31 protein-coding genes are annotated in these 23,969 nt (G+C 33.6%); 1 reads left to right on the forward strand and 30 read right to left on the reverse strand.

Annotated features, from left to right (window positions below):
* Nucleotides 1-80 precede the first annotated feature (80 nt).
* From ACSKT4_RS18540 to ACSKT4_RS18555, 4 genes are all read right to left on the reverse strand, one after another.
* Entirely contained in the window at nucleotides 81-425 is a 345-nt protein-coding gene (locus tag ACSKT4_RS18540) for a hypothetical protein (protein ID WP_465823727.1), read from the reverse strand.
* A gap of 853 nt (nucleotides 426-1,278) precedes the next feature.
* Nucleotides 1,279-1,989 (reverse strand): metallophosphoesterase family protein, encoded by a 711-nt coding sequence (locus tag ACSKT4_RS18545; RefSeq protein WP_211741369.1) that lies wholly within the window; start codon nucleotides 1,987-1,989, stop codon nucleotides 1,279-1,281.
* Between the two features lie 185 nt (nucleotides 1,990-2,174).
* Nucleotides 2,175-2,387, reverse strand: a complete 213-nt coding sequence (locus tag ACSKT4_RS18550) for a hypothetical protein (protein ID WP_186871495.1) — start codon at nucleotides 2,385-2,387, stop codon at nucleotides 2,175-2,177.
* Nucleotides 2,388-2,418: 31 nt separating this feature from the next.
* Nucleotides 2,419-2,898: an NUDIX domain-containing protein gene (locus ACSKT4_RS18555; protein ID WP_211741370.1), complete on the reverse strand. Its 480-nt coding sequence runs from the start codon at nucleotides 2,896-2,898 to the stop codon at nucleotides 2,419-2,421.
* Nucleotides 2,899-3,249: 351 nt separating this feature from the next.
* On the opposite strand from ACSKT4_RS18555, the gene ACSKT4_RS18560 reads away from it, so the two are divergent.
* A complete protein-coding gene (locus tag ACSKT4_RS18560; protein ID WP_465823728.1) occupies nucleotides 3,250-4,365 on the forward strand; it encodes a serine hydrolase domain-containing protein in 1,116 nt (371 codons plus the stop codon).
* 88 nt (nucleotides 4,366-4,453) lie between these two features.
* Here ACSKT4_RS18560 and ACSKT4_RS18565 read toward each other — a convergent pair whose 3' ends face one another.
* The 26 genes from ACSKT4_RS18565 to ACSKT4_RS18690 form a co-directional block, all read right to left on the reverse strand.
* Nucleotides 4,454-4,603: a hypothetical protein gene (locus ACSKT4_RS18565; RefSeq protein WP_186871498.1), complete on the reverse strand. Its 150-nt coding sequence runs from the start codon at nucleotides 4,601-4,603 to the stop codon at nucleotides 4,454-4,456.
* Nucleotides 4,604-4,626: 23 nt separating this feature from the next.
* Complete coding sequence (locus ACSKT4_RS18570; RefSeq protein ID WP_465823729.1) at nucleotides 4,627-4,779, reverse strand: hypothetical protein; 153 nt, start codon at nucleotides 4,777-4,779, stop codon at nucleotides 4,627-4,629.
* A 506-nt stretch (nucleotides 4,780-5,285) separates the two neighbouring features.
* Entirely contained in the window at nucleotides 5,286-6,080 is a 795-nt protein-coding gene (locus tag ACSKT4_RS18575) for a class I SAM-dependent methyltransferase (RefSeq protein ID WP_186871501.1), read from the reverse strand.
* Nucleotides 6,081-6,297: 217 nt separating this feature from the next.
* On the reverse strand, nucleotides 6,298-6,891 hold the full coding sequence (locus ACSKT4_RS18580) for a GNAT family N-acetyltransferase (protein WP_186871502.1): 594 nt from the start codon (nucleotides 6,889-6,891) through the stop codon (nucleotides 6,298-6,300).
* A 463-nt stretch (nucleotides 6,892-7,354) separates the two neighbouring features.
* A complete protein-coding gene (locus tag ACSKT4_RS18585; RefSeq protein WP_186871503.1) occupies nucleotides 7,355-7,786 on the reverse strand; it encodes a hypothetical protein in 432 nt (143 codons plus the stop codon).
* Nucleotides 7,787-8,429: 643 nt separating this feature from the next.
* A complete protein-coding gene (locus tag ACSKT4_RS18590) occupies nucleotides 8,430-8,603 on the reverse strand; it encodes a hypothetical protein (RefSeq protein ID WP_186871504.1) in 174 nt (57 codons plus the stop codon).
* Nucleotides 8,604-8,831: 228 nt separating this feature from the next.
* The gene (locus ACSKT4_RS18595; RefSeq protein WP_186871505.1) at nucleotides 8,832-9,830 is read right to left on the reverse strand and encodes an LCP family protein; all 999 of its coding nucleotides are present in this window, start codon (nucleotides 9,828-9,830) and stop codon (nucleotides 8,832-8,834) included.
* Nucleotides 9,820-10,347: a sigma-70 family RNA polymerase sigma factor gene (locus tag ACSKT4_RS18600; RefSeq protein ID WP_186871506.1), complete on the reverse strand. Its 528-nt coding sequence runs from the start codon at nucleotides 10,345-10,347 to the stop codon at nucleotides 9,820-9,822. The genes ACSKT4_RS18595 and ACSKT4_RS18600 overlap by 11 nt, the downstream gene beginning before the upstream one ends.
* A gap of 600 nt (nucleotides 10,348-10,947) precedes the next feature.
* Nucleotides 10,948-11,085: a DUF1048 domain-containing protein gene (locus ACSKT4_RS18605; RefSeq protein ID WP_186871507.1), complete on the reverse strand. Its 138-nt coding sequence runs from the start codon at nucleotides 11,083-11,085 to the stop codon at nucleotides 10,948-10,950.
* A 65-nt stretch (nucleotides 11,086-11,150) separates the two neighbouring features.
* Nucleotides 11,151-11,900, reverse strand: a complete 750-nt coding sequence (locus ACSKT4_RS18610) for an ABC transporter permease (protein WP_186871508.1) — start codon at nucleotides 11,898-11,900, stop codon at nucleotides 11,151-11,153.
* On the reverse strand, nucleotides 11,901-12,662 hold the full coding sequence (locus ACSKT4_RS18615) for an ABC transporter ATP-binding protein (protein ID WP_186871509.1): 762 nt from the start codon (nucleotides 12,660-12,662) through the stop codon (nucleotides 11,901-11,903).
* Between the two features lie 525 nt (nucleotides 12,663-13,187).
* Nucleotides 13,188-13,526 carry a DUF1048 domain-containing protein gene (locus ACSKT4_RS18620; RefSeq protein WP_211741375.1) on the reverse strand — a complete coding sequence of 113 codons (339 nt, stop codon included), beginning with the start codon at nucleotides 13,524-13,526 and terminating at the stop codon, nucleotides 13,188-13,190.
* 1 nt (nucleotide 13,527) lies between these two features.
* Nucleotides 13,528-13,866 carry a PadR family transcriptional regulator gene (locus ACSKT4_RS18625; protein WP_186871522.1) on the reverse strand — a complete coding sequence of 113 codons (339 nt, stop codon included), beginning with the start codon at nucleotides 13,864-13,866 and terminating at the stop codon, nucleotides 13,528-13,530.
* 327 nt (nucleotides 13,867-14,193) lie between these two features.
* On the reverse strand, nucleotides 14,194-14,586 hold the full coding sequence (locus ACSKT4_RS18630) for a hypothetical protein (RefSeq protein WP_211741376.1): 393 nt from the start codon (nucleotides 14,584-14,586) through the stop codon (nucleotides 14,194-14,196).
* Nucleotides 14,587-14,852: 266 nt separating this feature from the next.
* On the reverse strand, nucleotides 14,853-15,062 hold the full coding sequence (locus ACSKT4_RS18635) for a hypothetical protein (RefSeq protein ID WP_186871512.1): 210 nt from the start codon (nucleotides 15,060-15,062) through the stop codon (nucleotides 14,853-14,855).
* Nucleotides 15,063-15,112: 50 nt separating this feature from the next.
* Nucleotides 15,113-15,619, reverse strand: coding sequence for a MepB family protein (locus ACSKT4_RS18640; RefSeq protein WP_186871513.1), 507 nt, complete (start codon nucleotides 15,617-15,619; stop codon nucleotides 15,113-15,115).
* 137 nt (nucleotides 15,620-15,756) lie between these two features.
* Nucleotides 15,757-16,302, reverse strand: a complete 546-nt coding sequence (locus ACSKT4_RS18645; RefSeq protein ID WP_186871514.1) for a nucleotidyltransferase domain-containing protein — start codon at nucleotides 16,300-16,302, stop codon at nucleotides 15,757-15,759.
* Nucleotides 16,303-16,396: 94 nt separating this feature from the next.
* Entirely contained in the window at nucleotides 16,397-17,005 is a 609-nt protein-coding gene (locus tag ACSKT4_RS18650) for a nucleotidyltransferase domain-containing protein (RefSeq protein ID WP_425516480.1), read from the reverse strand.
* Nucleotides 17,006-17,055: 50 nt separating this feature from the next.
* A complete protein-coding gene (locus ACSKT4_RS18655) occupies nucleotides 17,056-17,532 on the reverse strand; it encodes a GNAT family N-acetyltransferase (protein WP_211741377.1) in 477 nt (158 codons plus the stop codon).
* Nucleotides 17,533-17,761: 229 nt separating this feature from the next.
* Nucleotides 17,762-18,211, reverse strand: coding sequence for a DUF3995 domain-containing protein (locus tag ACSKT4_RS18660; RefSeq protein ID WP_211741378.1), 450 nt, complete (start codon nucleotides 18,209-18,211; stop codon nucleotides 17,762-17,764).
* Nucleotides 18,212-18,563: 352 nt separating this feature from the next.
* Entirely contained in the window at nucleotides 18,564-18,983 is a 420-nt protein-coding gene (arsC, locus tag ACSKT4_RS18665) for an arsenate reductase (thioredoxin) (protein WP_211741379.1), read from the reverse strand.
* 115 nt (nucleotides 18,984-19,098) lie between these two features.
* Nucleotides 19,099-20,388 (reverse strand): arsenic transporter, encoded by a 1,290-nt coding sequence (locus ACSKT4_RS18670; protein WP_465823748.1) that lies wholly within the window; start codon nucleotides 20,386-20,388, stop codon nucleotides 19,099-19,101.
* Nucleotides 20,389-20,414: 26 nt separating this feature from the next.
* Nucleotides 20,415-20,759: an ArsR/SmtB family transcription factor gene (locus ACSKT4_RS18675; protein ID WP_186871518.1), complete on the reverse strand. Its 345-nt coding sequence runs from the start codon at nucleotides 20,757-20,759 to the stop codon at nucleotides 20,415-20,417.
* Between the two features lie 514 nt (nucleotides 20,760-21,273).
* On the reverse strand, nucleotides 21,274-21,816 hold the full coding sequence (lepB, locus tag ACSKT4_RS18680) for a signal peptidase I (RefSeq protein WP_186871519.1): 543 nt from the start codon (nucleotides 21,814-21,816) through the stop codon (nucleotides 21,274-21,276).
* A 512-nt stretch (nucleotides 21,817-22,328) separates the two neighbouring features.
* The gene (locus ACSKT4_RS18685; RefSeq protein ID WP_211741381.1) at nucleotides 22,329-22,739 is read right to left on the reverse strand and encodes a heavy metal-binding domain-containing protein; all 411 of its coding nucleotides are present in this window, start codon (nucleotides 22,737-22,739) and stop codon (nucleotides 22,329-22,331) included.
* 374 nt (nucleotides 22,740-23,113) lie between these two features.
* Complete coding sequence (locus tag ACSKT4_RS18690; RefSeq protein ID WP_465823730.1) at nucleotides 23,114-23,599, reverse strand: hypothetical protein; 486 nt, start codon at nucleotides 23,597-23,599, stop codon at nucleotides 23,114-23,116.
* Nucleotides 23,600-23,969 lie beyond the last annotated feature (370 nt).

Here is a 23,969-nt window from a genome sequence, read left to right on the forward strand (position 1 = left end):
GTCCATTTTTGCTTCGAAGCTTTGGACACCTCGTATGATACCAAGAGGGCTCTTTTTGTTTCAATCCTCAAATTTCTTCATTACAGGAATGCTCCTAATTCAAAGTTAACATAGCCATTTGAATAGTAATTGAACCATTGAGCAGGAAACCCATAATAATAACTACCATCTTCAATATAAACCCCTAGAACAGGTACAAATACAAATCCTATCGTAATCATATAACATATGAAATACAAGTATTTATAAAGTTTCATATCTTTTCCAAATAAATATACCCCTATCACTCCTATTAACAGAGAAACAATTATAACAGGTACTATAAAACTTAGCTCTTCAATACTGATATAATTCCTATTGCTAAAAATCATTAGCAATGCTAAAACGCTGATAATATATAATACTTGAAGTTTTCCCTTATTCATAATTATCCCCTCATTGTTTGGGTAAGTCCTATAGTGATTTGCCCTATTATCACAAGATCTTTAGAGTTAGTTAAATAATAACATAATATTTAAATTATTTATCCAAAATATAAAGACCATCAATTTGATGATTCCTTGTCGAACTATTACACCCGATTCTTGAACTATGCTTTTTATTTATTGAGGCTTGTAACTACAAAGCTTATACCATTTTCCAGACAGTCACTTTCTAAATTCGAAACATCAACTCCACCACCACCTTCTACAATGGCTCCTTCAAGGTAAGTTCCATGGGTTGGAATTTTAACACGATGTCGATCATTTTCTGTATATGCAGTAGTACCCTTTGGTCAAATGGGTACATTAATGGGATTTAGATCATCTTTGATGGTGCTCTTAATATACAAGCATTTCGTTTCATTTTCGTATTCAAGAACACCTTTAAGTTCTGCTTCCATATCGTATTCTAAATTATGAGTCAAAACAACTGGATATCCATCAGAAATTTTAAATTTCTCCCCTCAGCTTCACTACACCCATTTAAAAAAATTAAACAAATAATGATAACCACACTAACAATTAACCGATTCACTTTATACACCCCGTTCAGTATAGGTTTTATTTATTCCGTAAAATGGTTCGAGCGTGAAACACGAGTAAAACATCGATCTTCCACTAAACTGCCTCGTTAGCTTAATAACTTCTATCTAAATACTAACATAATATTCCAAAAATATAATTGAAAATTTATCCAAAAGAAAAAGGCGACCCACTCGGATCACCTTGTTTAACTATTGCACCCGTTTGTTTAACAAGAAGATGGTAAATTACTAAGTAATTTAGAAGGACATTTTCACGGTCCTACGGTTGGTGGGTTTAAAACATGTTCAGCGAATGAACTTGCCATTGGCACCCCTGATTGGCGAATTTGTTCAGCAGCTAATTGATAATTATATTCTGTCTCACGCAATTCTACATCAGGACCCAGCAAAGCCCAACACGCTCCTCTTGCAGCAGTTTGAAGTCCAACACTTCCTGCGTTAATAATTCTTTTCTCATGTACAGTACGGTCAAAATGAATATGTGTGTGACCACAAACTATAATGTCTTGCTTTACTGAGGCAATCATGGGTTTAATCTCCATTTCTAGTGTATTTTTACGAATAGCTTCTTCATCATTTCTTGGTGAACCATGAACAAACAAGACTTCACCCAATCCATCGATATTTAAAGTCACATCTTTTTGTAGATTATTTAAGAATTTCAACTGAGACTCGGTTAATTGGTCTGCACACCATTGATTTATCTCTGCGATCGATTCATCAAGTCCCTGTTCAACTCCATATCGCTCTCCGACCTCTCTATCGGCGTTGCCTTTTATAAAATGCACATCTCCCTCTAAAGCCATAATCCGTTTCATTACTAATGCAGGTTGGGGTCCCCATGCCAAATCACCACCAATTACAATGGTATCCACATTACACCTTTGCATTTCTTTTAGAACAGCGTTTAAAGCTAGGTAATTTCCGTGTATGTCATAAATCGCTGCCACTCGTTTCACCACTATAACACCTCCTCTTAAATTTTTAATTTCTTCTTTCATAAACCTGCCCCGTTAGTGGTAGTCAATATTTTTAATGTCGACCTTGAAAATAAGTATCTAACTAATAATCGCAATAATTTTAGTTTAGAGTTTTACTTCAAGTTTGTTAGATATTGCCAATCTTATTCCTATCCATTCTGTATTAATTAAAACGCTGCTGTTATAGGTATTTTCACAAAAGGTGGCATATCGACTAAATCCCCTCTAACCATGAGAACATCACTACTATGATAATTTATACGAGTAAATTCCTCGTTAAATTGATCTGGATGAAAGTACAGATTGATCGTGTTGAATGGTTCTGGGATTACTGAGCAAAGTTCATGTAGGAAGTTGTTTAGCCTTTCACTACCTCCCATTACTGAGGTAAGGGTTAATTTTTTTGCAGCTTCACTTAATAGTTTGATTTAGTTTATGTTCTTCTATTAGATCAATGTTTCTACGGCTAATGGTATAATCCTGTAAATAAGAACCGATATTAGCATACATTTCAACATTTTGTAGCTCCGTTATTGGTAACCATATAACATTTATTTGATTCGAATCTGGTTTTTCTGGGAATTTTGGAATAGAGTGGTTTTTTATTTTGCATTCAAACATCATAACTAATGTATGGACCTTTCCAAACTTTTCAAGATTAAGATGTGGTGTATATTCATAAACAAAGGCTAAAGGCCCTACTTCTACATCTATACATGCTTCTTCTTTGGCTTCTCTTATAACTGCATTAGTAATAGATTCATTAGGTTCTGTTCCACCGGCAGGTAAATCATAGATGGTTCCTCTTTTCGAGTCATTATAAACTGTCAATAATATTTTATTATTTTCAATGATAATTGCGCCTGCTCGTACTCTGATATGAAATTGCAATGAATATCACCTCATATAATTACTATCAATTGTTAAAATTAAATCGAAGAAAATGTACTGGAGAACTCTTGCACCCTTTAGCTCAATAAAGGTTGTCAAAGTCACATTTTCCATTCAGTTCTCCCTCGCAGAATTAGCCCTAAGTCGTCATTCTCCCACCCTCTTCTTTAATTTTTATTCTATTAATTTATCGTTTTCGGAAATGGCAAACTACGAGACATTGGATTCAGTGAAATGGAGAAATGGAGAACTGGCGAAAGTGAAGTTGTAAATTTTTTATTAAAACAAATATCTATTAGAAAAAAATGGTATATTGAATATAACCGTTTATGGAAAAAAGGAGTGTTTTAAATGCTTAAAAAAGCCACTAAAATAATGGGAATAATTATCGCCATGGTTTTTATAATTACAAGCATAGTAGTAACACTTAAAGTAGATTTTTCAAACCCAGTAAATTTAAAAAGTTTTGTACATAATAAGTTGAATAAAACAGATGTACCAGGTGTCTCAATTGCTATTATAAAAAATAATGAAGTTGAAAAATATATAAGTTATGGTTATGCAAATATCAATGAAGGAAAAAAGGTTAATCAAGACACAGTATTTCAAATTGCATCATTATCAAAAGTTGTCACTGCTACCGCCATCATGCAACTATATGAGAAGAAAAAAATCAATTTAGATGATGAAATTAATAAGTATCTTCCATTTTCAGTTGTAAATCCTAATTTCCCAAATGAGTCGATTACAGTTAGAATGTTATTGGATCACACGTCAGGTATTGAAGACAATTGGGATATATTAGACAGTCTTTATACGATTGATAGTGGCGGAGGTGACTCAGAAATTTCGATTGGTGAATTTTCCAAAGAATACTTAAACGAAGGCGGAAAATGGTATTCAGAGGAAAAAAACTATACCGTGAATAAACCTGGAACAACTTTTGTTTATAGTAATGTCGGTTACGGGCTATTGGGTTATATTGTTGAACAAATTAGTCAACTGCCATTCGATCAATATTCTCAACAATACATATTTAATCCATTAGGAATGACACAAACGCATTGGCTTCATAAAGATGTAACAACAGAAAATTTCGCAGTGCCGTATGAGGGGAGTACAGCTTTGCCAAAATACTCTTTTCCAACATATCCTGATGGTTCCTTAAAGACAAATGTGGTTGATTTTAGTAAATTTCTTATGAGCATGTCTTTTCCAAACAAAGATAACACTTCCATACTAAAACCGGAAACTATAAAAGAAATGTTGAGTCCGTATTCGAACGATGGAAAGCAAGCTTTAGGCTGGAGTTATTCATCATTAGACGAAATTTTAATGAAAAAATTAAATACTGGAAACATTGTCGGACATACTGGTTCCGATTCCAGGGGTGTTTACTATAGCACTTTACAATCCAGAAAAAAAGAATGGCCTGGTAATATTTATGAACCAGGAAATAGGGATTAATATACAAACGATAAATATTTATTTAATGATAAAAAGACTTGTGAAAGAAGCTTCTTTATAATGTCTACTTTTATATTGATCATTTCAATCAGTGAACATTTGTTCTTTTATTCTCTCCTAGGATAGGCGTTGTGACTACCTTAGATAATAAATCGCCATGCTCAGCTGGATAACCTTCTTTGTACATAGCTCCTGCTAACGTGGTAATTCCTGCAACAAAGAGTTCGTGCCTCTCCATGAATGACCAACTAAAATTATTTATTAATCAATACTAAGTTCTTTTAACGCTTTATTAATAAGACATGCTTGCAAAATCCGGGTTACTTTAACATTTTTGGATCTTTCACTATATCCGTATCCCGGTCTGTCAAAAGCTAATTGAACTACATCATGAAAATCTCTACTTGAAAGCATCTATTTCCTTATTATCATTAATCAGATTTCCCCCAAAACATCTCTTTTTAGTTTATTCTTCTTTCACTATTGGAAATTTTAAATTTAACGTAACACTCTATTAATGTCATTTTGAAAGTTGTTCAACTAAGCAGTCGTTATTTTAATATATGATACTTCAACACTAACATTATATCTAAAGATTTTTTATTCATGGATAAACGTAAATGATATAAGGTTCCTTATAATAAAGTTAACTACGAGCAATTTTGATAAACTAATACGTAGCATATGGTAATTAAGGTTGTATTCTTCATCATCGAATCTAATTTTATCTGTTTCACCCATTGGAATAAGAACAGATTCTATATATCTCATTCCTTTTTTGTTTTTCAGCTCGCTTTAACAGATTATATCTATTATCCATTTTTCTCCTCTCTTTCCTTATTTCTCTTATCGTTCCACAGACATGCTTTTTTTCTTGAAGGTCACAACTGTATTATCACCAAATATTTCAGTATGGATAGTTATAAAGAAGAATTTCTCATTAAAACCAAATGAAATTTATGCGAGATTCTATGGGTACTATCTCCGTATATGTCAGTCAGGTGGGAACGGATTTTTTCTTTAATTTCATTTCGTTCTTCCTTACTCAAATGCAATAGCCAAGACAAAGTTCCGACTCTGTCACACCACTCTGCAGTTGTAAACGATACTTTATAATCAAAGTTATAGGTATCTTTCATATTTAAACCATATTCTTCCCATTCTTTGAACCACTCGACTGGAAAACTGTTTATTGATTGCTTTGAATCCGCTTTTGTGCCAGCGGGCTTGAGTCGTTCTGCCGGTATTAACTTTTTTAAGATTACCATTGTATCTTTAACCACATGATCAAAATTGGTAAAACCAGAATCCATTATGATTAAGTAGCCACCAGGTTTTAAGATTCTCCTTATTTCTTTTAAAGAAGCTTCGCGGTCAAACCAATGCCAAGCTCTTAAAACTGTTACAAAATCATATGAGAGATTTGGCAAGCCTGTATCTTCGGAGTACTTGTTTAAGTATTTGATTTTTGCACCAAGTTTTATATCGATTGATTTGGCTTCTTCTATTAGTTTCATGGAGGGTTCAACACCGACTACCTCCGCTCCTTGATCAAACAACATCCTTGTAAGAACTCCAGAGCCTGATCCCAAGTCCACAATGAATTTCTTCTGAAAGTCAATTCCTCTCATCGTTAAACTCGTCGTCAATTCTTCCGGTAAATCATTTCTATATTGAGCGTACTCTTTCGACACTTTTCCGAAGTCTGCTTTCATTGTCTACTACACCTTCCTTTATTATAGTTTATTGTGGTTCCTATAGTGTTGGTTATCAGTAGCTGCTAGAATTTTAGTTAAGCTTATAAGATAACAAATCTTCCTATGTCATTTATTCTATTGTTTTATGTCTTTTTGAATAACCTTGCCCCTATAGTGCAACAAGCAGTTAGTCATATTAAACTAATGGCTCTGCGAATTTAAAACAAATCACGTATTATTTGTGTCTGTTATTTTGAAAGTTAGTATCCTTTAAATGGTTCCAATCTCTGTTTAACAAAGAAAAAGAATAATGGTCATAATATTTGCCCCTAAATAAATGCTTATCTCTATAAACTCCTTCATTAACAAATCCAAGTTTTTCTAATAACTTCATAGAGTTGACATTATCTAAAGCAACATAAGCGTTAATTCTATTCAATTTCATATGATTAAATCCACTTTCAATTGCACTAATTAATGCTTCTTTCATATATCCTTGTCCCCAATATTCGTGCCATAAATCATAGCCTATTTCAGCGATATTGTTCATTCTGTCCCAATTATCATATCCACAGGTCCCAATTGGTTCGTGGTTAGCATCCTTTTTAACTAATACCCAACGATTGTATCCCTTTTCTTCTGGGTCTTTATTCCATTCAACAAACTCTATTGCATCATTTTTACTTGTGAAAATTTCCTCATCATATAAATATTTACATACTGTTTCATCACTAAAAAGCTTATAAATAAAATCAACATCTTCATTATTTACATTTCGCAATAGCAGCCTATCTGATTCTATGTTAGAAAAATTTTTATGTTCAATCATTTTGACTACTCCTTATCATTAATTAATTTATCTCGCCCCAAAAGTTGCATAAAAGGTAGTTTACCTTCTTGAAGTAATATATAGGTTTATTGAATAGTAAAAACTAATTACAAGGTGCATATTCATTACAGCAACCTCTTATCACAATGATGGAATTAGCGATGTGCTTATATCAGCAAACTTTGGTTTACTCTGTGACAGTAAGTAAATATTGATATGAAAAGTGTTCTTGTTAAACAAGGACGCTTTGTTTAGTTCTCTTGCCTAACTTCAGTATGTAATAGCAAAATGTTGCCTACTCCTCCCGTTATTTAAATATCTTATTGTTCAACTAACCTGCTTAGATATTTAAATAACAGGGGACATCATCTTATCCACATAAATCACCCTTTCGTATTAGCTTAAATCTCTCCCTTACCCATTTAGATGGTTCCAATAAGCCACTGAATCGTTAACAGTGATTCTAATTAACATAAAGTAAAAATATAACAAATAAAACAACTAAAATTGTATCAATGATTGCAAGATAGTAGCTGAGGTTGGACTTTCTCAACCTTGCTATACTTACGTTAAACACAGCGTCATATAGACCGATGATAAATAACACGACTGCAATAATAGTGATAATAATATTGTCTATCATCAGTACCGCTATTAGATAGAACAACCATCTTCTGAAAAAATTAAATACAACGGCAAATAGCAGAACAGAGATACTATCGGTTTTCCAAAACATCTCTTTCTCCTCTTCTTCCGTAATCGCTCCTAAACCTTTTTTTATCTCTTTATGTTCTTTAAGATAACCGTAATTGATCCACAGAATAATACAGCAATATAACAGGATAAACAGAATTTCATTACTCTTTACAACCTCTATTAAGCTGATTAGATCCACTTCCTTTCAAATTATAATTTCTATACGTTTCTATTTAATTGGAAGTTTCACTTTTCAAAGATTTAATTATTTTCGGTAATATTCACTTTCGACACTACCAGTCTGTGTTTTCTTCATTATTTTCATCAAAAAACATATATCTGTTATTAGCTTTGTAAACATTCATTAAGCTGTTCAACTAAATTCCCCGTTAGTAAAATAACTTCTTTGCAAAATACTAACATAATATTATGAACCTTTATCCAAAAAATAAAGGAATCATTAATTTGATGATCCCTTTATTTTAGATAATCTGATGATTCTTATTAAGTTCTAACCTACAGCTATAAAAGGTGTACAATGTTTTTTGTTAAAGTAATGCACCCTTTCACACAATATCTATATCAAACACACCCTCCGTAATCTTACTGTTTGAAAAAAAATTGGGCAGAGGTTTTACCAAAAATGCAAAAATTTATTGATACAAACAATTTGTATGTTAACTTATGAGTTAATCAGCCCACTAAAATCATTAAGATATAAAAACAAAAATAGAGACATAATTCCGGGGTGAAATTAATGCCTCTATTAATCAGTTCTTTGAAGTTTTCTCGTTGTTAATCAAACTCGCTATAATATAAAAAATACCTTTTTAAATCAAATATTAACTACCCATTTTACGTCGGGTCATACTTGGTTTCTTTGCGAGCTGGCTTTGCATATGCTTTGCTGATCCATTGCCATGTATGGTGTTTGTATTGTTTGCTTGTGCTTGTTTTTTCCGTTCCAACTGCTGTTGTACAATTTCTCTGGTACTAAGCTTCTTTTTCTCGGACATCGTATTTGTCTCCTCTTCATTCGTATGTCTCTAATTATAATATTTTTTGCTACCTATAGCTATCTTTATTTGCTCATAGTCTTTGGTACATATATTCAAATTTACTGTAATGATAACAGTCTCTCTTTATCTTTCTATAAAACTTTTCTATTGTGTACTAACATTTATCCTAAATCAATTTAAATTTTGTACCAGAAGTGCATTAAAGAAATTTCTCAAGTTTTCTATTTAGTTAAATGTTGTCAATTCCTCTGAAACAGAATTTAAAAAGTCTGTTTCAAATTTAATATAGTAAGCCTCGTCAATCATTGTACTTACCATTCCATCAATTAATGATACCAAATGTATTGAAGGAAGCTCCATTTTAGCCTCAAACAATTGTTCAATTGGAATATTGCCTTCTATTTTAGTACTAAATTCTTTTAATTGTGTTTGTGATATTACGTTTATTGTTTGATTTATAACTGCATGAATGAGGTTTAATTGGTCTTTATCATCCATACTTTTTCCCACAGTCGCATCCATCATTAATGCTACAACCTCTTCTCCATTCAAACGATGCGTCCCCTTTTTAAATTCAAATGCCACTTGAGATATAGCTCTTACTCGAATATCTTCTTCTAATTCGTAATCTATACCATTAACTGAATCAATCAACGCTGATAACGTATCTAAATCCAAAACTGCATAATAATCAATTGTTACATCAAATAGGTTAGTAACTGTTGTTTTTACACTTTCAGTACCTTCCGCTCCGTAAGCATAAGCATGTGTCAATTTATCATACGAAGTAGTTTCATCATTACCTAATATCGGAACATAAGTATCACGAGGGATAGAGATAAATTTCATCATCTTTTTATCTTTACTATAAGTAAGTAAAAGGTTAATAGGTATTCTATTATTCTCATCTTTCACCGTAAAGAGAGTGGTAACATACTCGTCTTCATGAGTTATTACCCCACTTACATTACTTCCATTGTTTTCGTTATTAGAGTTTTCGTAAAGAATCGATGGAATAAACAAAAATATACAGAAGCTGACCACTAATAAAGAAGCTGTAAGGATGGAGAATTCTTTTACAATAGAAACAAGAGATTTCTTTTGTGTAGTATTTTTCTCCATTATATTAATTTGTTCAAAGACTTTGTTTCGGTCTTCTTTCGTAAATCTTAATTCTTGATCAAATAGATTATTAATATTATCTTTTATTCGTTTATCTACCATAAAATTCTGCCTCCTTTAACATCGACTCTAATCTATGTTTTGCTCTTCTTAATCTAGTCTTCACTGTATTAATTGGGATATCTAAAACGATTGCAATTTCCTCTGTTTTTAATGAATCATAGTAGTATAGAAAAACCACTTCCCGATAGACTTTTGGAAGAGAGTAGATACTATCTTTTATTTCTTCATTATTGTATTTATCGATAACTGTTCTTTCTGTTGACGGTAATATTGACTTTGTTGTTTCATTTATAAGTTCTTTTACCTGTACCATCCTGTAATTCCAACTTTTTAAATAATCTTTACATTCATTAATTGTTATACGATAGAGCCATGTTTTTATTTTTGCGTCAAATCGAAACGAATCAAGTTTTTTATAGCATTTGATAAACGTATTTTGAACCAAATCCCTAGCAATCTCTTTATCTTTCACATAATAAAATGCCAAGCGTACCAACTCATCACCATATTCAATCATCATTTTTTCTAATATGGAATCTTTTTCTTCTCTGTCCAATTCTACTACCCCCCTTTTAACCTATTTCGAATTCTGCTATTAGACGATTGCTAAGTCATAATAGGTTCATTTAAGAAAATATTTATTTTAACAAAGATTTTCTTCTAATCGATGTATAATAGTTAATTGCTTTTTTCGAATAATGGATAAATACATTCACACAATTATAACTGAAATACAAAACCTGTATCTCTGATTACCAAATAATCATGGATACAGGTTTATTGTTTTTAAATTATTTTTTTCACTAACCTGTCCGGTTAATACAAAAAGTGTTTAACCATCATCTTAAACTAACGCCCTCTTTAGTGGAACAAGCATATTATAGTTAACATATAAATTAATTCGATAAGAGTGAATGACGCATTATTTTTAAATTTTGATTGAAGTACAATACCTCGTTTGTTCAATAATATATTATAATTTTAACATTATTTCCCAATAGAATAACCAGTATAATTGAAATAATTATTATTTTAGTCTGCTGATTTAGCCATGGGTAATCTTGGTTGACTTTACCCTCCTTAGCTTACCAGGCATTTTTTAGGAATTCTCTTCATTCTATACTTTTCTCTACTTCAATCTTTCTTGTCCTTTTACTTAAAGAATCGGCATTAGATTACTATCGGTGAAATCTCCATAAATCCAGAGATTATTCATAATTTCTTTCCAAGCAGTCTGATATTCAGCTGGCAAAACTTTTACTCGGGTATCGAAGCCTTTCATTTCTTTTGTCATATGCTGCTGGTTACTTTTCTAAGAAGTTTATTGTCGTCTCCTCCTTTACATATTCTCTGATATTCTTATCCTAACTGGCGTTTAAATGCTTTTCTGGCAATCAAATAAGCGATAATCATGATTCCTACACACCAGGCGAGCGCGGTCCAGATACTATTGCCAATAGTACCGTCATACAAGAGAGCACGAATAGAATTCACGATTGACGTCACAGGCTGGTTCTCAGCAAACACACGAACAATGTTGGGCATGGATTCGGTGGGTACAAAGGCTGAACTGATGAACGGCAGGAAAATCAGCGGATACGAGTATGCTGTCGCCCCTTCTATAGACTTTGCTGTCAATCCGGGAATGACCGCCAACCACGTTAGTGCCAGCGTAAACAGCCCAAGAATCCCAACTACTGCGAACCATTCTAGGATATCAGCATTAGATCGGAACCCCATTAAGAGCGCAACAAGAATAACCACCATAATCGTAATCGCATTGGATACTAGCGAGGTTACCACGTGAGCCCACAATATGGACGAGCGTTTGATTGGCATGGTAATAATACGCGACATCAGCCCGCTCTTTACATCTGTAAATAGCCGTAAGGAAGTATATGCAACGCCGGATGCGATAGCAATCAGTAAAATTCCCGGTAATAAATAATTGACGTAATTGTCCGTTCCTGTTTCTATAGCGCCACCAAATACGTAGACAAATAGTAACATCATCATTATCGGTGTAATCGCCACCGTAATTATCGTATCTGGACTGCGCATAATATTACGTAGTAAACGCCCTAGTAATACCCCTGTTTTACTTTTCATTTACTTCTCCTCCTTCTTGCCGATAATCGCTAGGAAAATTTCCTCCAATGTCGGCTGCTTCTCGATATATTCTACTTTTGCTGGGGGGAACATCTTCTTAAGTTCGGTAAGGGTGCCGGTCTTGATTATTTTTCCGCCATGCAGAATAGAAACACGGTCCGCAAGTTGCTCGGCTTCCTCCAAGTACTGGGTCGTAAGCAATATGGTCGTGCCAGCCTCGGAAAGCTCTTTGACAGTATCCCAGACTTCAATCCTTGCTTCAGGATCAAGCCCAGTGGTGGGTTCGTCGAGAAAAATGACTTTAGGAGTTCCAATTAGGCTCATAGCGATGTCAAGCCTACGCTTCATCCCACCAGAATAATTATCAACACGACGGTTAGATGCACTAGTCAGGTTGAATTTTTCAAGTAGATTGTTAGTAACTTGAGCGGGATTAGCGACGCCCCGCAACTTGGCAATCATCATCAGATTTTCTCGGCCGGTTTGCATGCCATCTAAAGCTGCAAACTGTCCTGTTAGACTGATACTTTGGCGAACTTGTTCTGGTTGACGTTGAACATTAAAGTCGCAAATACTAACTTGCCCTCCATCTGGCTTTAAAAGCGTCGAGAGGATATTGACCACTGTAGTCTTCCCTGCTCCGTTTGAGCCCAACAGTGCAAAAATTTCGCCACGCTGGACCTCAAAATCCACCCCTTTCAATACTTTCTTTTCTTTAAAGGATTTTGTTAACCCTTTTACAGAAATCGCTATATTATTCATCCTTTTTCCTCCTTATTGTTAATGCAGTAAGTTGCCATGCTAAATCCATAAAATAACTGCTTTGTCTGATTCCTAAGCGAATTGTTTAGCTTTCTTACAAAGCTCTAGTCATGATTCGGTCAACTTGTCTTGTACTTCTAAATTGTCCTTTGCCACCTACTCTGTCTGACTGATATTCAGTATTACTTACTACCGGGTTAAAATTTAACTGAATAGTGCTGATGGCAATTCTCATTGCTGCCCGCTATTCAGTCGGAATAATCTATTGTAATGGCATTTCTTCATAATACTTAACGAATAATTTTTGGCGTTTGCCACTAGTTCGGCTAAAGCAGCCATATGTTCCCATGTGATATTTCAAAGTTGTCTGCCTTGTGCTGCTCCGGCTTTTATTACTCGATTTCTTCATGCAATCGAGTAATTTGTTTAACTAGGTAGGGATATGTTAATACTGTATGATCATTCAGAGCAGAATAGAAAGATGACTGTGTGTTGCCTAGGCGAAAATCCTCTATAATTTCGGCATTAGTCACGTCCAATTGTATTATTCAACTTCTCACGATATTTGTCCTTCCAAGTCTTCGCTTCCTTCACTAGTTCTTCACAGAAAGAGGCTACATCCTCACCCGTGAGGTCAGTGACTTTCTTACCTGCCGCTGCACCTTCCTCGAAAAGGTCGAGAATACCATCAAATATACGGCTTATATCCTTCCAATCGGTTAGGCCACCAACAGTCCACATATAGTTTTGTATTGCTTTATAAGCGTTATGGTACTCACGTGGAAGTGCTTTTGCACGCCTCTCTATCGCTTTCCACTCACGCTTGTCATCCAGACTTCCAATGATTTTTTCTATAAAATTCATTTTACCTTCCCCTTTTGATTTCTTTTGTTTTGAGTTCATTTATTTTGCTTGAGATGAAATCCCACTTTCCCCAAAAAATTTCAAGTTGCTTTTTACCCGCTTCGTTAAGTGTGTAAAATTTTCTTGGTGGTCCCACATTGGATCGTTTTTTCTCGATGTTCACTAGATTGTTTTTCTCAAGCCGCATGGTAATCGTATAAACTGTTCCTTCGACCACATCCGTAAAACCAAGTTCTCGTAGCTGCTGTGTAATTTCATAGCCATAGGTTTCACCACGACTGATGATTTCAAGCACACAACCCTCAAGTACTCCTTTAAGCATTTCTGTGATATTTTCCAAATTAATCACCCATCTGCATTTCATAATTTTATCAGTAATCTGTATCACTGGTATTTAGTAATACTCATTACCACTATATAGTAACGCATAGTAGAGTGGGGTGTCAAGTATGAATTTCCTTGTCATAACCATGTTATGACGGGATCCCATAGGCGCTTCCGTCACATTAGAAAGCTCATCATTCAATCTAAATATAGAACCTGTGGTTGAAGAAAGAAAATGAATCTTCACTACTCATATATTTCTTAACAGAAGTTCATAAGTTTTTTTCATGAACTTTGTATTTTCAAAACTCATGTTGTAACCGAGTTACATCTCTCTTCAGTTTTAAATCTCTTTTTTTACAAAATAACCTAATAATAAATAAAAAATGCTCATCAAAAGAATCGAAAATTCATACATAGTTCCTAACGATCCGATAGAAATAAAATACATAACAAGAAGAGCAACTCCCACTATCAAGCATAATCTAATATACACCCGTCTCCATCTTGTACCCCTCAATCCAAAACAACCTGTAAATGTAATTAATCCAATAACACATATACTTAATATAATTCCTAAAGCAGCTATGTCGTTAGCTGTTGTATCAGTAGTAGAAATGAGTACATTACCTAAAGATCTTCCTAGAAAATATAAAAAGCCATAACCAAATGAAGCGATTACCATTATTATCCCTAGAACAATCCCAAGAGTCTTGGAAAGTTTATATTCATTCATTTTTTAACCTTCTTCTTGATATTTTAATCGTAATCCGTACATCCGTTAGGAAGAAATTCTGTTCTTCCTAGAGTTCCTACCACTTTTATTGAAGTACAAACACCAGGTTTTGTCATATTCTCCTTTAGTTGTATCATATGGTGCATTTATCACCTTAACATCGTTTTCAAGGTCATGAATATGTGGGCCACCTTAATTTTTATATCTAATAACTAATAGCAGCTTTTATTTAACACCGTGGTTGAAAAATGATACACAATATCAGACTATTTGTTACTTAATAACTCTTCCATTTTATTTTCTAGTTCTTCAATTCTGGTTTCCTGTCTTATAAGAATTGTAATTAACACTGCTAATACGAATGCAATCAATATAACTAAAGTCCAAATATTTTCTACAATAATACCGAGGAAGAAAAATGTAAAAACGCAACAAATAACTATACAAGCAAACAATGTACCAATAAATTCTTTCAATTTAAAATTTCTCCTTCATCATAAAATTCTATTTAAGGAATGTTGTCACTTTAAGAATATAGCTTTAATAATTCTTGTTGAGATAGATTATTAGTATTATCTGTCTCAATAAAATATTCTAATTGCCACTTTTGTGTTTCAATAGCTTGTTTGTTAGTGGGCTTATCCCATGTAGGGTATACTCTTATTGCCATTTTTCCCTTTGTAGTGGCTGTTTTAAGGATTTTTTGTTGTAAAAGAACTTCTTTTGGAAAAACAAACTGTCCAAATCTATTTTTATTAGCAAAGGTATTAATAACTAATAAATCGGTAGCTTTCTCATATGAAAAGGCTTGGTTTTTATGAGAAGCATCTTTTTCCCATAAAGATACAAATTGTCCTACCTTATTAGGTGTAGTCTTTGCTACTCTGAACCTAACTGATTTCGAATTCAGTTGAAATATACCTGCACCATAATCAGAATTTTGGGTTTCCTCTCTGACAGTATTTATAACTAAGTGATTTGGTTCATAGTAATTCTCATTTACATATGTTATGGCCTTATAAAATTCATTCATTATTTTCCCCTTATAGTTATACTACTAGATTTGTTCACCACATACCCCTAAAAGTAAATTAAGTGGAATTGAGTTGTTTATAATTTTACGTTTTTCGTACATAACCTCTTCTCCAAAAAACTTAAATCTTACACCAGTTAGCTTAATAATTTATCAATTCTTCCTTTAACTTCAAGTGGTAAAGAATGATTCATTGCTTCCTTTAACAAATGTGGGTATGTTACACCATGAGTTCTAAAATACTTTTCAATAAGCATAGCTTTTTCTTGTTTGTCTGGAATTAATAAATATAAAGTATACCAATCCTCAAGCGAACATAAAGGAATATCAATCCCATGTAATTTTTTGTGAGCTACAATGGATGCCTGTTGCAGTGATAGTTTATAAATTCCTTCACCATGTTGTATTGCAAATCCACCCATCACATCAATATCGATACCATTAATTTTATATTTAGAGAAATATTTGGTGCGAAAGGGGTTAGCACTTAATGCTTCTTTCGGTTTTCCGATGGATGACATAATTTCATTGAATTTGGTAGCATTTCTTTCATCTACTAATATATCGATATCATTTGGTTTATCGATTATGTTATAAAAGCTAAGGAGTAGTGAGCCACCAACTCCCCAGGTTATATTTTCATCACCTAATCTATCTCCGATAAAAGATAATGTTTCTAGCAAATTAAATCTCCTAACCTTATTGTATTTTCAAGTAACATTTACATCATTATACCAAGACTACAGCAAGGTAAATTTGTAACGTTTATTGAAGAAATCAATATCTCGCAAGATAATTAAAATCAGATATTATACGATACAATAACTTTTTGCTTTCTGCATCCTTTTGTCGGTATGGACGTCCGATTTGCTCATATGTCTCTTTTTCTTCCAAGAGCTGTTTTGGGTGTAAGACTTTCGCAGATATTCCGTGTAACTGGAAATATTGCTGAAACAAGGCATCTTCCCGCCATCCCCATTCGGGTAACCCATTGAGAATAATTCTTCCATCGCTATTGTGTGTTACGTATCCAAATGATACTTCTACGTTATCCTTTCGAAAATCAGACTGCCTATTACGAAATTGCTCTCCAACAGGTACTTTTTCATAACCAGCTTTTTCAAGTGCTTTTTCTAATTGTTCTCTAGTTGTTATCCACGTTACGATATCGATATCACTGTGAGTTCTGGTAATTTTACCAAGAAGGAAATCAATTGCCCAACCCCCACGCAGCCAGAATTCAGAATCCAGCTCCTTGAATATCTCAATAATCTCACTTAATACATGTAATTGTGACTTAGTTTCTAAACCAACATTCTCATCTACTATGATAACCCCTCCAAAAAATTTAGGTGTTACTAAGTTACTTTCTTCTCGATAAAGCAGCCATAAGTTAACAAGGAATTGTTTCTATGCTTCTAGCGGCATAGCACGTGTTAGTTTAATATAATCTCCATTTTTCTACTCTTCGTTGCCATCCCTATTGACCTATAAAATTCAATAGCAGATGTATTTTCCTCGGAAACTCCCAATTCAATACCATCAAGCTTGAGGCTTCTTCCAAAATCAAACACGTATTGAATTAGTTTTTTTCCGATACCTTTCTTTCTATGTATTTCACCAACACATAAACTCTTTATAAACAATATTTTCCTCGCTTTGACAAAAGTATTCTCATCTACTTCTTCTTCCTTTGTCACGACAACGCCGACTATATCATTGCTGATAGTGGCCACAAAAATATGGTGTTTGCCATCAACTAGTTGGCCATCAAAAAACGCTTGTTTCACTGGTGTAGAATTCTCTTTATATAAATCTGGTCTTACAGAAACATGAAATTCATGAACCTGCCTAAATAATGGCAACAATGCTTCGTAATCGCTTTGCTTGGCTTTTCGAATAAGTATATCCATAATTATTTATCCCCCAATAATATCCCAATGATATTCTACAACTCTCGTACCTGTAACAAAAAATTATTATCTAAATACTAACATAATATTCCGAAATATAAATAGATTTCAACTGAAAAAAGGTAACCCAAGTTGGATCACCCTCATTAATTTATTGCTTCCTATTCTAGAAAAGTGTCTTAGAATGAATGGCTTATTTGAGAAAATCCGTCGGGAGTTGAAAGAAGATTTACTGTTTTTTTACGGAGAAAAAGTAAAAAACCCCACCAATCATCCAAAAAGGTTCCCAAAAAAGTAATCCCCAAAGCGTTGCATATAAATCTAAATCAAAATCTAAGATATTTATCGTACTTAAGGTAATGGTGATGAAATTAAGGAGCCCATATAAAAACAGTAAGGTCCCTACAATTTTCACAACATAATACAGCGTTCTATTTATGATAGGCTTCTTCCATTGAACAAGAAGAAGCAATAATAAAAGTAATCCAAGCAATTTCATAAAACCGGTAAGCCAAACAATCTTGATGAATGACGGGGAAGGGTTTAGGGACATTTCATATATAGAACCCCCTAGAGATCTAACACCAAGTAAGCCGCCCATTGCCCAATAAAAGCTCATACCTGAAAAAATGATAGTCCAAACAATGCCGAACGTTATAATCAAGTAATTCCTCTGCATTGGAAAACACTCCTCTGTTATAGTCTTGCACTTTTATACTATTCAGCTATTCATATAACATAATTTATCTGGAAGTCTATCAGAACTTATATATGGTTAGATTAGTCTTCCATTTAGTACTGTGATATTTCCATATTCATATCGATAATTTTAACTCTTTCCATCGTGTTAGACTTTATCTTTCAAGTTTTAATACTGTATTAACTAAAAGTATATATTTATTTCCATAGAGAAAAAAGGCTATTCTCCTACTTGAAGAATAGCCTTAAATAATTTGTTATTAGTTTATTTGTATTATTTTTTTAATATATCATGAGCCTCAATATACTTCAAATTTCACCCTAGTATATTTTTACTCTCCAGTTTCAGCAAAACGCTTAATACGTTCCCCGATTTCATCACGTACTCGTTGGAAAACTTGCCACTTTTCTTCATCTGTGCCTTCTGCTTTCGCAGGATCATCAAATCCCCAGTGTTCTCTTTTTACATGTGGTGGTGTCATTGGGCAACGATCAGCAGCATCACCACATAGGGTAACTGCCATTGTCACATTGTTTAAATAATCGCTATCGATTAGTTCGGATTCTTGCTCCGAAATATCAATTCCTACTTCTTTCATCGCTTTTACCGCATTAGGGTTTAATCCATGTGCCTCAATCCCAGCGCTTCGAACTTCCCATTCATCACCTAGAAGCTCTTTAGCCCACCCTTCTGCCATCTGGCTTCTGCATGAGTTACCAGTACATAAGAAATAAATCGTTTTTTTAGCCATAATCATTCTCCGTTTCTATTTTGTTTTTTCAATATTTATCTCTATTTTTTCTTAGAATTGCTGCTGTTTTTACCTTTCAATCGTACAGATTGATTCAACCCATTCATTAATACCATTACAAGAAATTAAGCGTAAGATATAATCCAAGTAACGTAATGAATAGGATAGGAATGGTTAAAACAATACCCGTCTTAAAGTATGTTCCCCAGGATATCTTTACACCTTTTTGTGATAATACATGAAGCCATAATAAGGTGGCTAATGAACCAATTGGTGTTATCTTCGGCCCTAAATCAGAACCAATAACATTGGCGTAAATAAGTGCTTCACGTATTACTCCAGTCGTATTCGTATCTGAAATGGCAATCGCATCAATCATAACGGTTGGCATGTTATTCATAATGGATGACAGAATGGCCGCTATAAATCCCATGGAAATTGTTGCAACAAATAATCCTTGCTCTGCAGCAAGCTGGATTAAATTTGCTAATAGATCCGTCAACCCAGCGTTACGTAAGCCGAATACAACGACATACATTCCGATAGAGAAAAATACAATACTCCAGGGTGCGCCTTTGATCACTTCCATGGTGTTAACTGCCTTACTTTTTCTAGCTACTAGTAGGAAAAAGATTGCAATAACCCCTGCGACAATCGAAACTGGGAGATGGATGAACTCACTAACAAAATACCCAATTAATAAAACGGATAATACATACCAGGATAGATTAAACATCTTCTTATCTTTAATTGCTTCAGAAGGTGGGTTTAATTGTGAAACATCATAGTTCCTCGGAATACTTTTTCTAAAGTAAATTAAAAGGATCACGATAGTTGCAACAAGCGAGAAGATATTTGGTATAATCATTCTCGTTGCATATTCCACAAATCCAATATTAAAAAAGTCTGCAGAAACTATGTTGACTAAGTTACTGACAACAAGTGGTAAAGAAGTTGTATCAGCGATAAATCCGCTCGCCATTATAAATGGGAAAACCATTTTTTCTTTAAAATTCAAATTTCGAACCATCGCTAGAACAATTGGTGTAAGTATTAATGCTGCACCATCATTTGCAAAAAAAGCTGCAACGAAAGCACCAAGTATACTTACATAAATGAACATCTTTATTCCATTACCTTTTGCGATTCTTGCCATGTGCAAGGAAGCCCATTCAAAGAACCCAATTTCATCTAATACTAACGAAATAAGGATAATTGCTACAAATGCTAAGGTTGCATTCCAAACAATCCCTGTTACCTCAATCACGTCTTGAAAACCAACGACACCTATTAAGAGTGCCAAGATAGCACCACCACAGGCAGACCATCCAATTGATAATCCTTTTGGTTGCCAAATAACGAATACTAATGTGACCAAAAAGATTATTATTGCGAGTATTCCCATTGCTGACAAATAAGTTCCCCCTTAAGTTAACAACAAGTAATTCGTGTTCCTTGTTCTTCTAATTCTCTTAATTTATCATCTTGATTTGGTAGATGTTTTAGGATTTCTTGAACAAATGGATAATGTTCATGCGATTTATTCATGGAGTAGAATATCCATTGACCTCTCCGCTCTTCTTTTATTAATCCTAAGTCTCTTAACTTACGAATATGTTGACTAATGGATGGTTGGCTTGTTTTAAATATTTCCACAAACTCACATACACAACAATCATGCTTATCAAGTAACTTCATCATAGTTAAGCGTGTCTTATCCCCTAATAACTTTAAGATCGCTGACGCTTTATCCATTTCAATAGTTGCTTTTGACATACTCTATTCACCACCTAAAGCATTTATTTATAATTATATAATGATTTGCTTATATGAACAACGTATAAAGTTAGCTTTTTTCAATCTAATGGAGATTATAGCTTCTCCCTTTCTTCTTCCTATCTACTATTTATCAACACGATTTCAATTCAGTTGATCTTTGGATTTAAAAGAGGGTTTACTGTCAAGTAGGTTTAATCCGTGTATGTTGGGTTGATATAGGCTTAAGTTAAAATAGTAAACTGCTAATTATACTGCACATCTTGTTGGTTGGCTGTTCAACAATTTGTTCTAAATGTATGTTAAGAAGATGAGTAAATCTTGTCATGAGCGTATCTTGGATTTAACTCGTTTGAAGACCCGTCCGTTCTTTCCGGTCAGTAGCGCATAGCCATTTTGTAGCAGCTATTATAGTTATAAAATCAAAGAGGATGATAAAAAAGTGCAACACTCTCTATTGGAGTAGATGCACTCTTTTATGCTAAAAATTCTAGTTGAGGTTTGATTAAATAATTTATTTCGTTATAATTTTTATTTCATTTAATGGATAGTAAACAATATTCGTTGTTCCAACTACTTTATCGAACGGTATTGCTCCAATATGTCGGCTATCTGTACTATGCCTTCTATTATCGCCTAACACGAATAGGTGGCCTTCTGGAACGGTTTCACTACCTACTGCGGTATCCTCTAAGGTAAAGGATCCTGTTAGTGTGCCTTGTGTTTTTTCTTTAAAACTATCTAAATAAGGTTCATCATATGCTTCTCCATTTATATATAAAACATCATTCTTATATTCAATTCTATCACCAGGGAGACCAATTACACGTTTAATATAATCTTTACCTTCCGGGGCGTGAAACACAACAATATCAAATCTTTCGGGTTCCCCAATTTTTGTTACAATCATGCGGTCCCTGTCCTGTAGAGTCGGATTCATCGAATATCCGTCCACTACAACCGGTGTAAAGATAAATGTGCGAATAAGGACGACTAATACAAGTGCTCCAATTATCGGTTTGAACCATTCTAATATTTCATTTTTCTTCTTTGCCATTTCTCAGCCTCCGCTCAAGTTATTTAACTATATACTTATTTTACCATTAGTTTATCAATCTTTTATATATTTTTCCTAACTATTGTTTGATTAGCTAACTAGTAAACTCTTGAATTAATCTACCTTCCTCTGTTTGGCAGTTTGCACGATTTTGGGGTAATTTTTAAATACAACAAATTTATACGATGCTTTTTCATAAAAACCCACCTCAGTACAATCTATGCTTGTTCTAAGATGGGTAGGACTTAAAATTTGTCGAGTGAATAATATTAAAAAAGTAGGTTCTAGTTGTTTATCTTGTTGTATTGGTTGAATCAATACGTTTATTTCCATATTAACATAATATTCCAAATAAGGAACCGGTATTTTCAGATAAAAAGCGGATTAATAATCTCCCTGTTATTTGCTATCCTATTAACCTATTAGTTAAAATTGAATCTCTTTCAAAGCGTTTTAGTGCATTTTTTTATAAACAAACATAAAGACTACCATAAAAGGTAGTCTCAACCGATTTATTCCTCTATGTATTTAATCGCAGTCCCTACTGCCCTACTTTTTATAATGCTCTTTTCTTGTTTCTCTTCATTAATTCTGCGTCTATTAGTATCTAAAATTCTATTATGCCCTACTGGTATACTTGTGGTTTGAAAGGTTACTCCAATAACTGCGTCTGCTCCTTGTTTATGTGCTTCCTCTTTTAATTCTTCTATAGTATATGAAATATCAGCTGCTACATCAGTATCATAACTAGAGCTCACTAGTCCAATGATTTGAAATGGTTTATCACAAGATGGTAAAGTCGATACTGGCATATTTTTTATCTTATCTAATTCTTGTTCTCTTAATAATTTTTTTTGCAACTTCTGTTCTTCTTTTAATTGTTTTTTTTCCAACTTCTCTTCTTTGCTCTTAAAAAGACTCATAATTTATAACCCTTTCTATATTAATTTAGTATAACCTTGTATAACTTTCTATTAATTTATTAACTGCTATTTCAATATTAGCATAATAAATTTAATTCATAAATGGATATGTCATTATTATAAGGAAGCGCTTCTAATGCATTGAATATTGCCACAGCAAGTTGTATAGACCCCAGAAAATTTAAAGTAAGAAAACACGTTTTAGTACCTATTTGATTTTCCATGGTTGCTAAAACTACTTTTGCTATGATTTTCGTTTACAATTATTCTATTAGCTTAATATTCAATTTCACGAGAATTAATAGTTAAGTAAATAAAGACCGTCAAATTAATGACGGTCTTTCCTTAACTCAAGTATCCTTTTATACAAACTATTAGTGATACCTAAACCAAACGAACCACTCATTTTCCTTGCTTTTTGATAAAAAGATTTGACCTTCTAGTGCACTAGCACTTTTTCCCTCCCATTTTGGGAAATATAATCTTACTAACCACGATTTGTCCGCCACGGCTTGCCCACAAAAGTTTTTTGCCATTTCATAATATACTGCATCGTTTTCTAGCCCTACAGTTTGGGGAAAAGGGAGAGCCGTTAATACTTCCCACTCAGAATACAACTCCCCATACTCCCCTTTTCCATAAATATCAGAAACAATAATCTGAAGTGCACTAAATAGTTCATCTTTATCATCTATTGATGTTTCCTTTACTTGTTCTATTTCCGGGCATTCTATATCGGCTTGTACATAATTAAGGCTTGGTACAAAGGGAATGACAGAGATTAACATTGCTATAACACCAACTATTTTCATAAACTTCACCTCTATACTAATATCCCAATACCTTTTATGCTTATTCAATCATTCTGCTTTTATAGTCCGACTTTGATTCTTCTTGAATTCTATTTTAAGTAATGTTCCTTGTTTCAATTTACTAATAGTAAATATGGAGTTGTTGGTCTTGAGCAATGCCCCCAATCGTCAATTAACTGGTTTTAACATGAATTAAAAAAGGGCATCCCTTGTTAAACAGGAATACCCATGTTTGTGAAAATCATTTATTTGTTTTTTCTATTATATGCGACGCCTAATGAACTAAATAAGATCACCTCAATAATTAATATGAACCAAAATACTAGTTGAATTTGTCCCAAAGGAGAACCTCCAACTCCACCATTAGCAAATTTATATAGCAAAACATGTTCTCCACACATGATGAGCGCAGAAGGTA

This window comes from Ornithinibacillus liuyingii (genome assembly GCF_055550225.1).

Coding starts and splice junctions, on each gene's coding strand:
- ACSKT4_RS18610 (WP_186871508.1), bottom strand. CDS start 11,900: ATGAAAAGTAAAACAGGGGTATTACTAGGGCGTTTACTACGTAATATT.
- lepB (WP_186871519.1), bottom strand. CDS start 21,816: ATGGCAAAGAAGAAAAATGAAATATTAGAATGGTTCAAACCGATAATT.
- ACSKT4_RS18620 (WP_211741375.1), bottom strand. CDS start 13,526: ATGAATTTTATAGAAAAAATCATTGGAAGTCTGGATGACAAGCGTGAG.
- ACSKT4_RS18605 (WP_186871507.1), bottom strand. CDS start 11,085: ATGACAAAAGAAATGAAAGGCTTCGATACCCGAGTAAAAGTTTTGCCA.
- ACSKT4_RS18670 (WP_465823748.1), bottom strand. CDS start 20,388: ATGGGAATACTCGCAATAATAATCTTTTTGGTCACATTAGTATTCGTT.
- ACSKT4_RS18540 (WP_465823727.1), bottom strand. CDS start 425: ATGAATAAGGGAAAACTTCAAGTATTATATATTATCAGCGTTTTAGCA.
- ACSKT4_RS18655 (WP_211741377.1), bottom strand. CDS start 17,532: ATGGATATACTTATTCGAAAAGCCAAGCAAAGCGATTACGAAGCATTG.
- ACSKT4_RS18685 (WP_211741381.1), bottom strand. CDS start 22,739: ATGAGTCTTTTTAAGAGCAAAGAAGAGAAGTTGGAAAAAAAACAATTA.
- ACSKT4_RS18570 (WP_465823729.1), bottom strand. CDS start 4,779: ATGCTTTCAAGTAGAGATTTTCATGATGTAGTTCAATTAGCTTTTGAC.
- ACSKT4_RS18675 (WP_186871518.1), bottom strand. CDS start 20,759: ATGTCAAAAGCAACTATTGAAATGGATAAAGCGTCAGCGATCTTAAAG.
- ACSKT4_RS18595 (WP_186871505.1), bottom strand. CDS start 9,830: ATGGTAGATAAACGAATAAAAGATAATATTAATAATCTATTTGATCAA.
- ACSKT4_RS18660 (WP_211741378.1), bottom strand. CDS start 18,211: ATGCAGAGGAATTACTTGATTATAACGTTCGGCATTGTTTGGACTATC.
- ACSKT4_RS18550 (WP_186871495.1), bottom strand. CDS start 2,387: ATGGGAGGTAGTGAAAGGCTAAACAACTTCCTACATGAACTTTGCTCA.
- ACSKT4_RS18565 (WP_186871498.1), bottom strand. CDS start 4,603: ATGGAGAGGCACGAACTCTTTGTTGCAGGAATTACCACGTTAGCAGGA.
- ACSKT4_RS18560 (WP_465823728.1), top strand. CDS start 3,250: ATGCTTAAAAAAGCCACTAAAATAATGGGAATAATTATCGCCATGGTT.
- ACSKT4_RS18580 (WP_186871502.1), bottom strand. CDS start 6,891: ATGATTGAACATAAAAATTTTTCTAACATAGAATCAGATAGGCTGCTA.
- ACSKT4_RS18590 (WP_186871504.1), bottom strand. CDS start 8,603: ATGTCCGAGAAAAAGAAGCTTAGTACCAGAGAAATTGTACAACAGCAG.
- arsC (WP_211741379.1), bottom strand. CDS start 18,983: ATGGCTAAAAAAACGATTTATTTCTTATGTACTGGTAACTCATGCAGA.
- ACSKT4_RS18640 (WP_186871513.1), bottom strand. CDS start 15,619: ATGAATGAATTTTATAAGGCCATAACATATGTAAATGAGAATTACTAT.
- ACSKT4_RS18615 (WP_186871509.1), bottom strand. CDS start 12,662: ATGAATAATATAGCGATTTCTGTAAAAGGGTTAACAAAATCCTTTAAA.
- ACSKT4_RS18575 (WP_186871501.1), bottom strand. CDS start 6,080: ATGAAAGCAGACTTCGGAAAAGTGTCGAAAGAGTACGCTCAATATAGA.
- ACSKT4_RS18630 (WP_211741376.1), bottom strand. CDS start 14,586: ATGAATGAATATAAACTTTCCAAGACTCTTGGGATTGTTCTAGGGATA.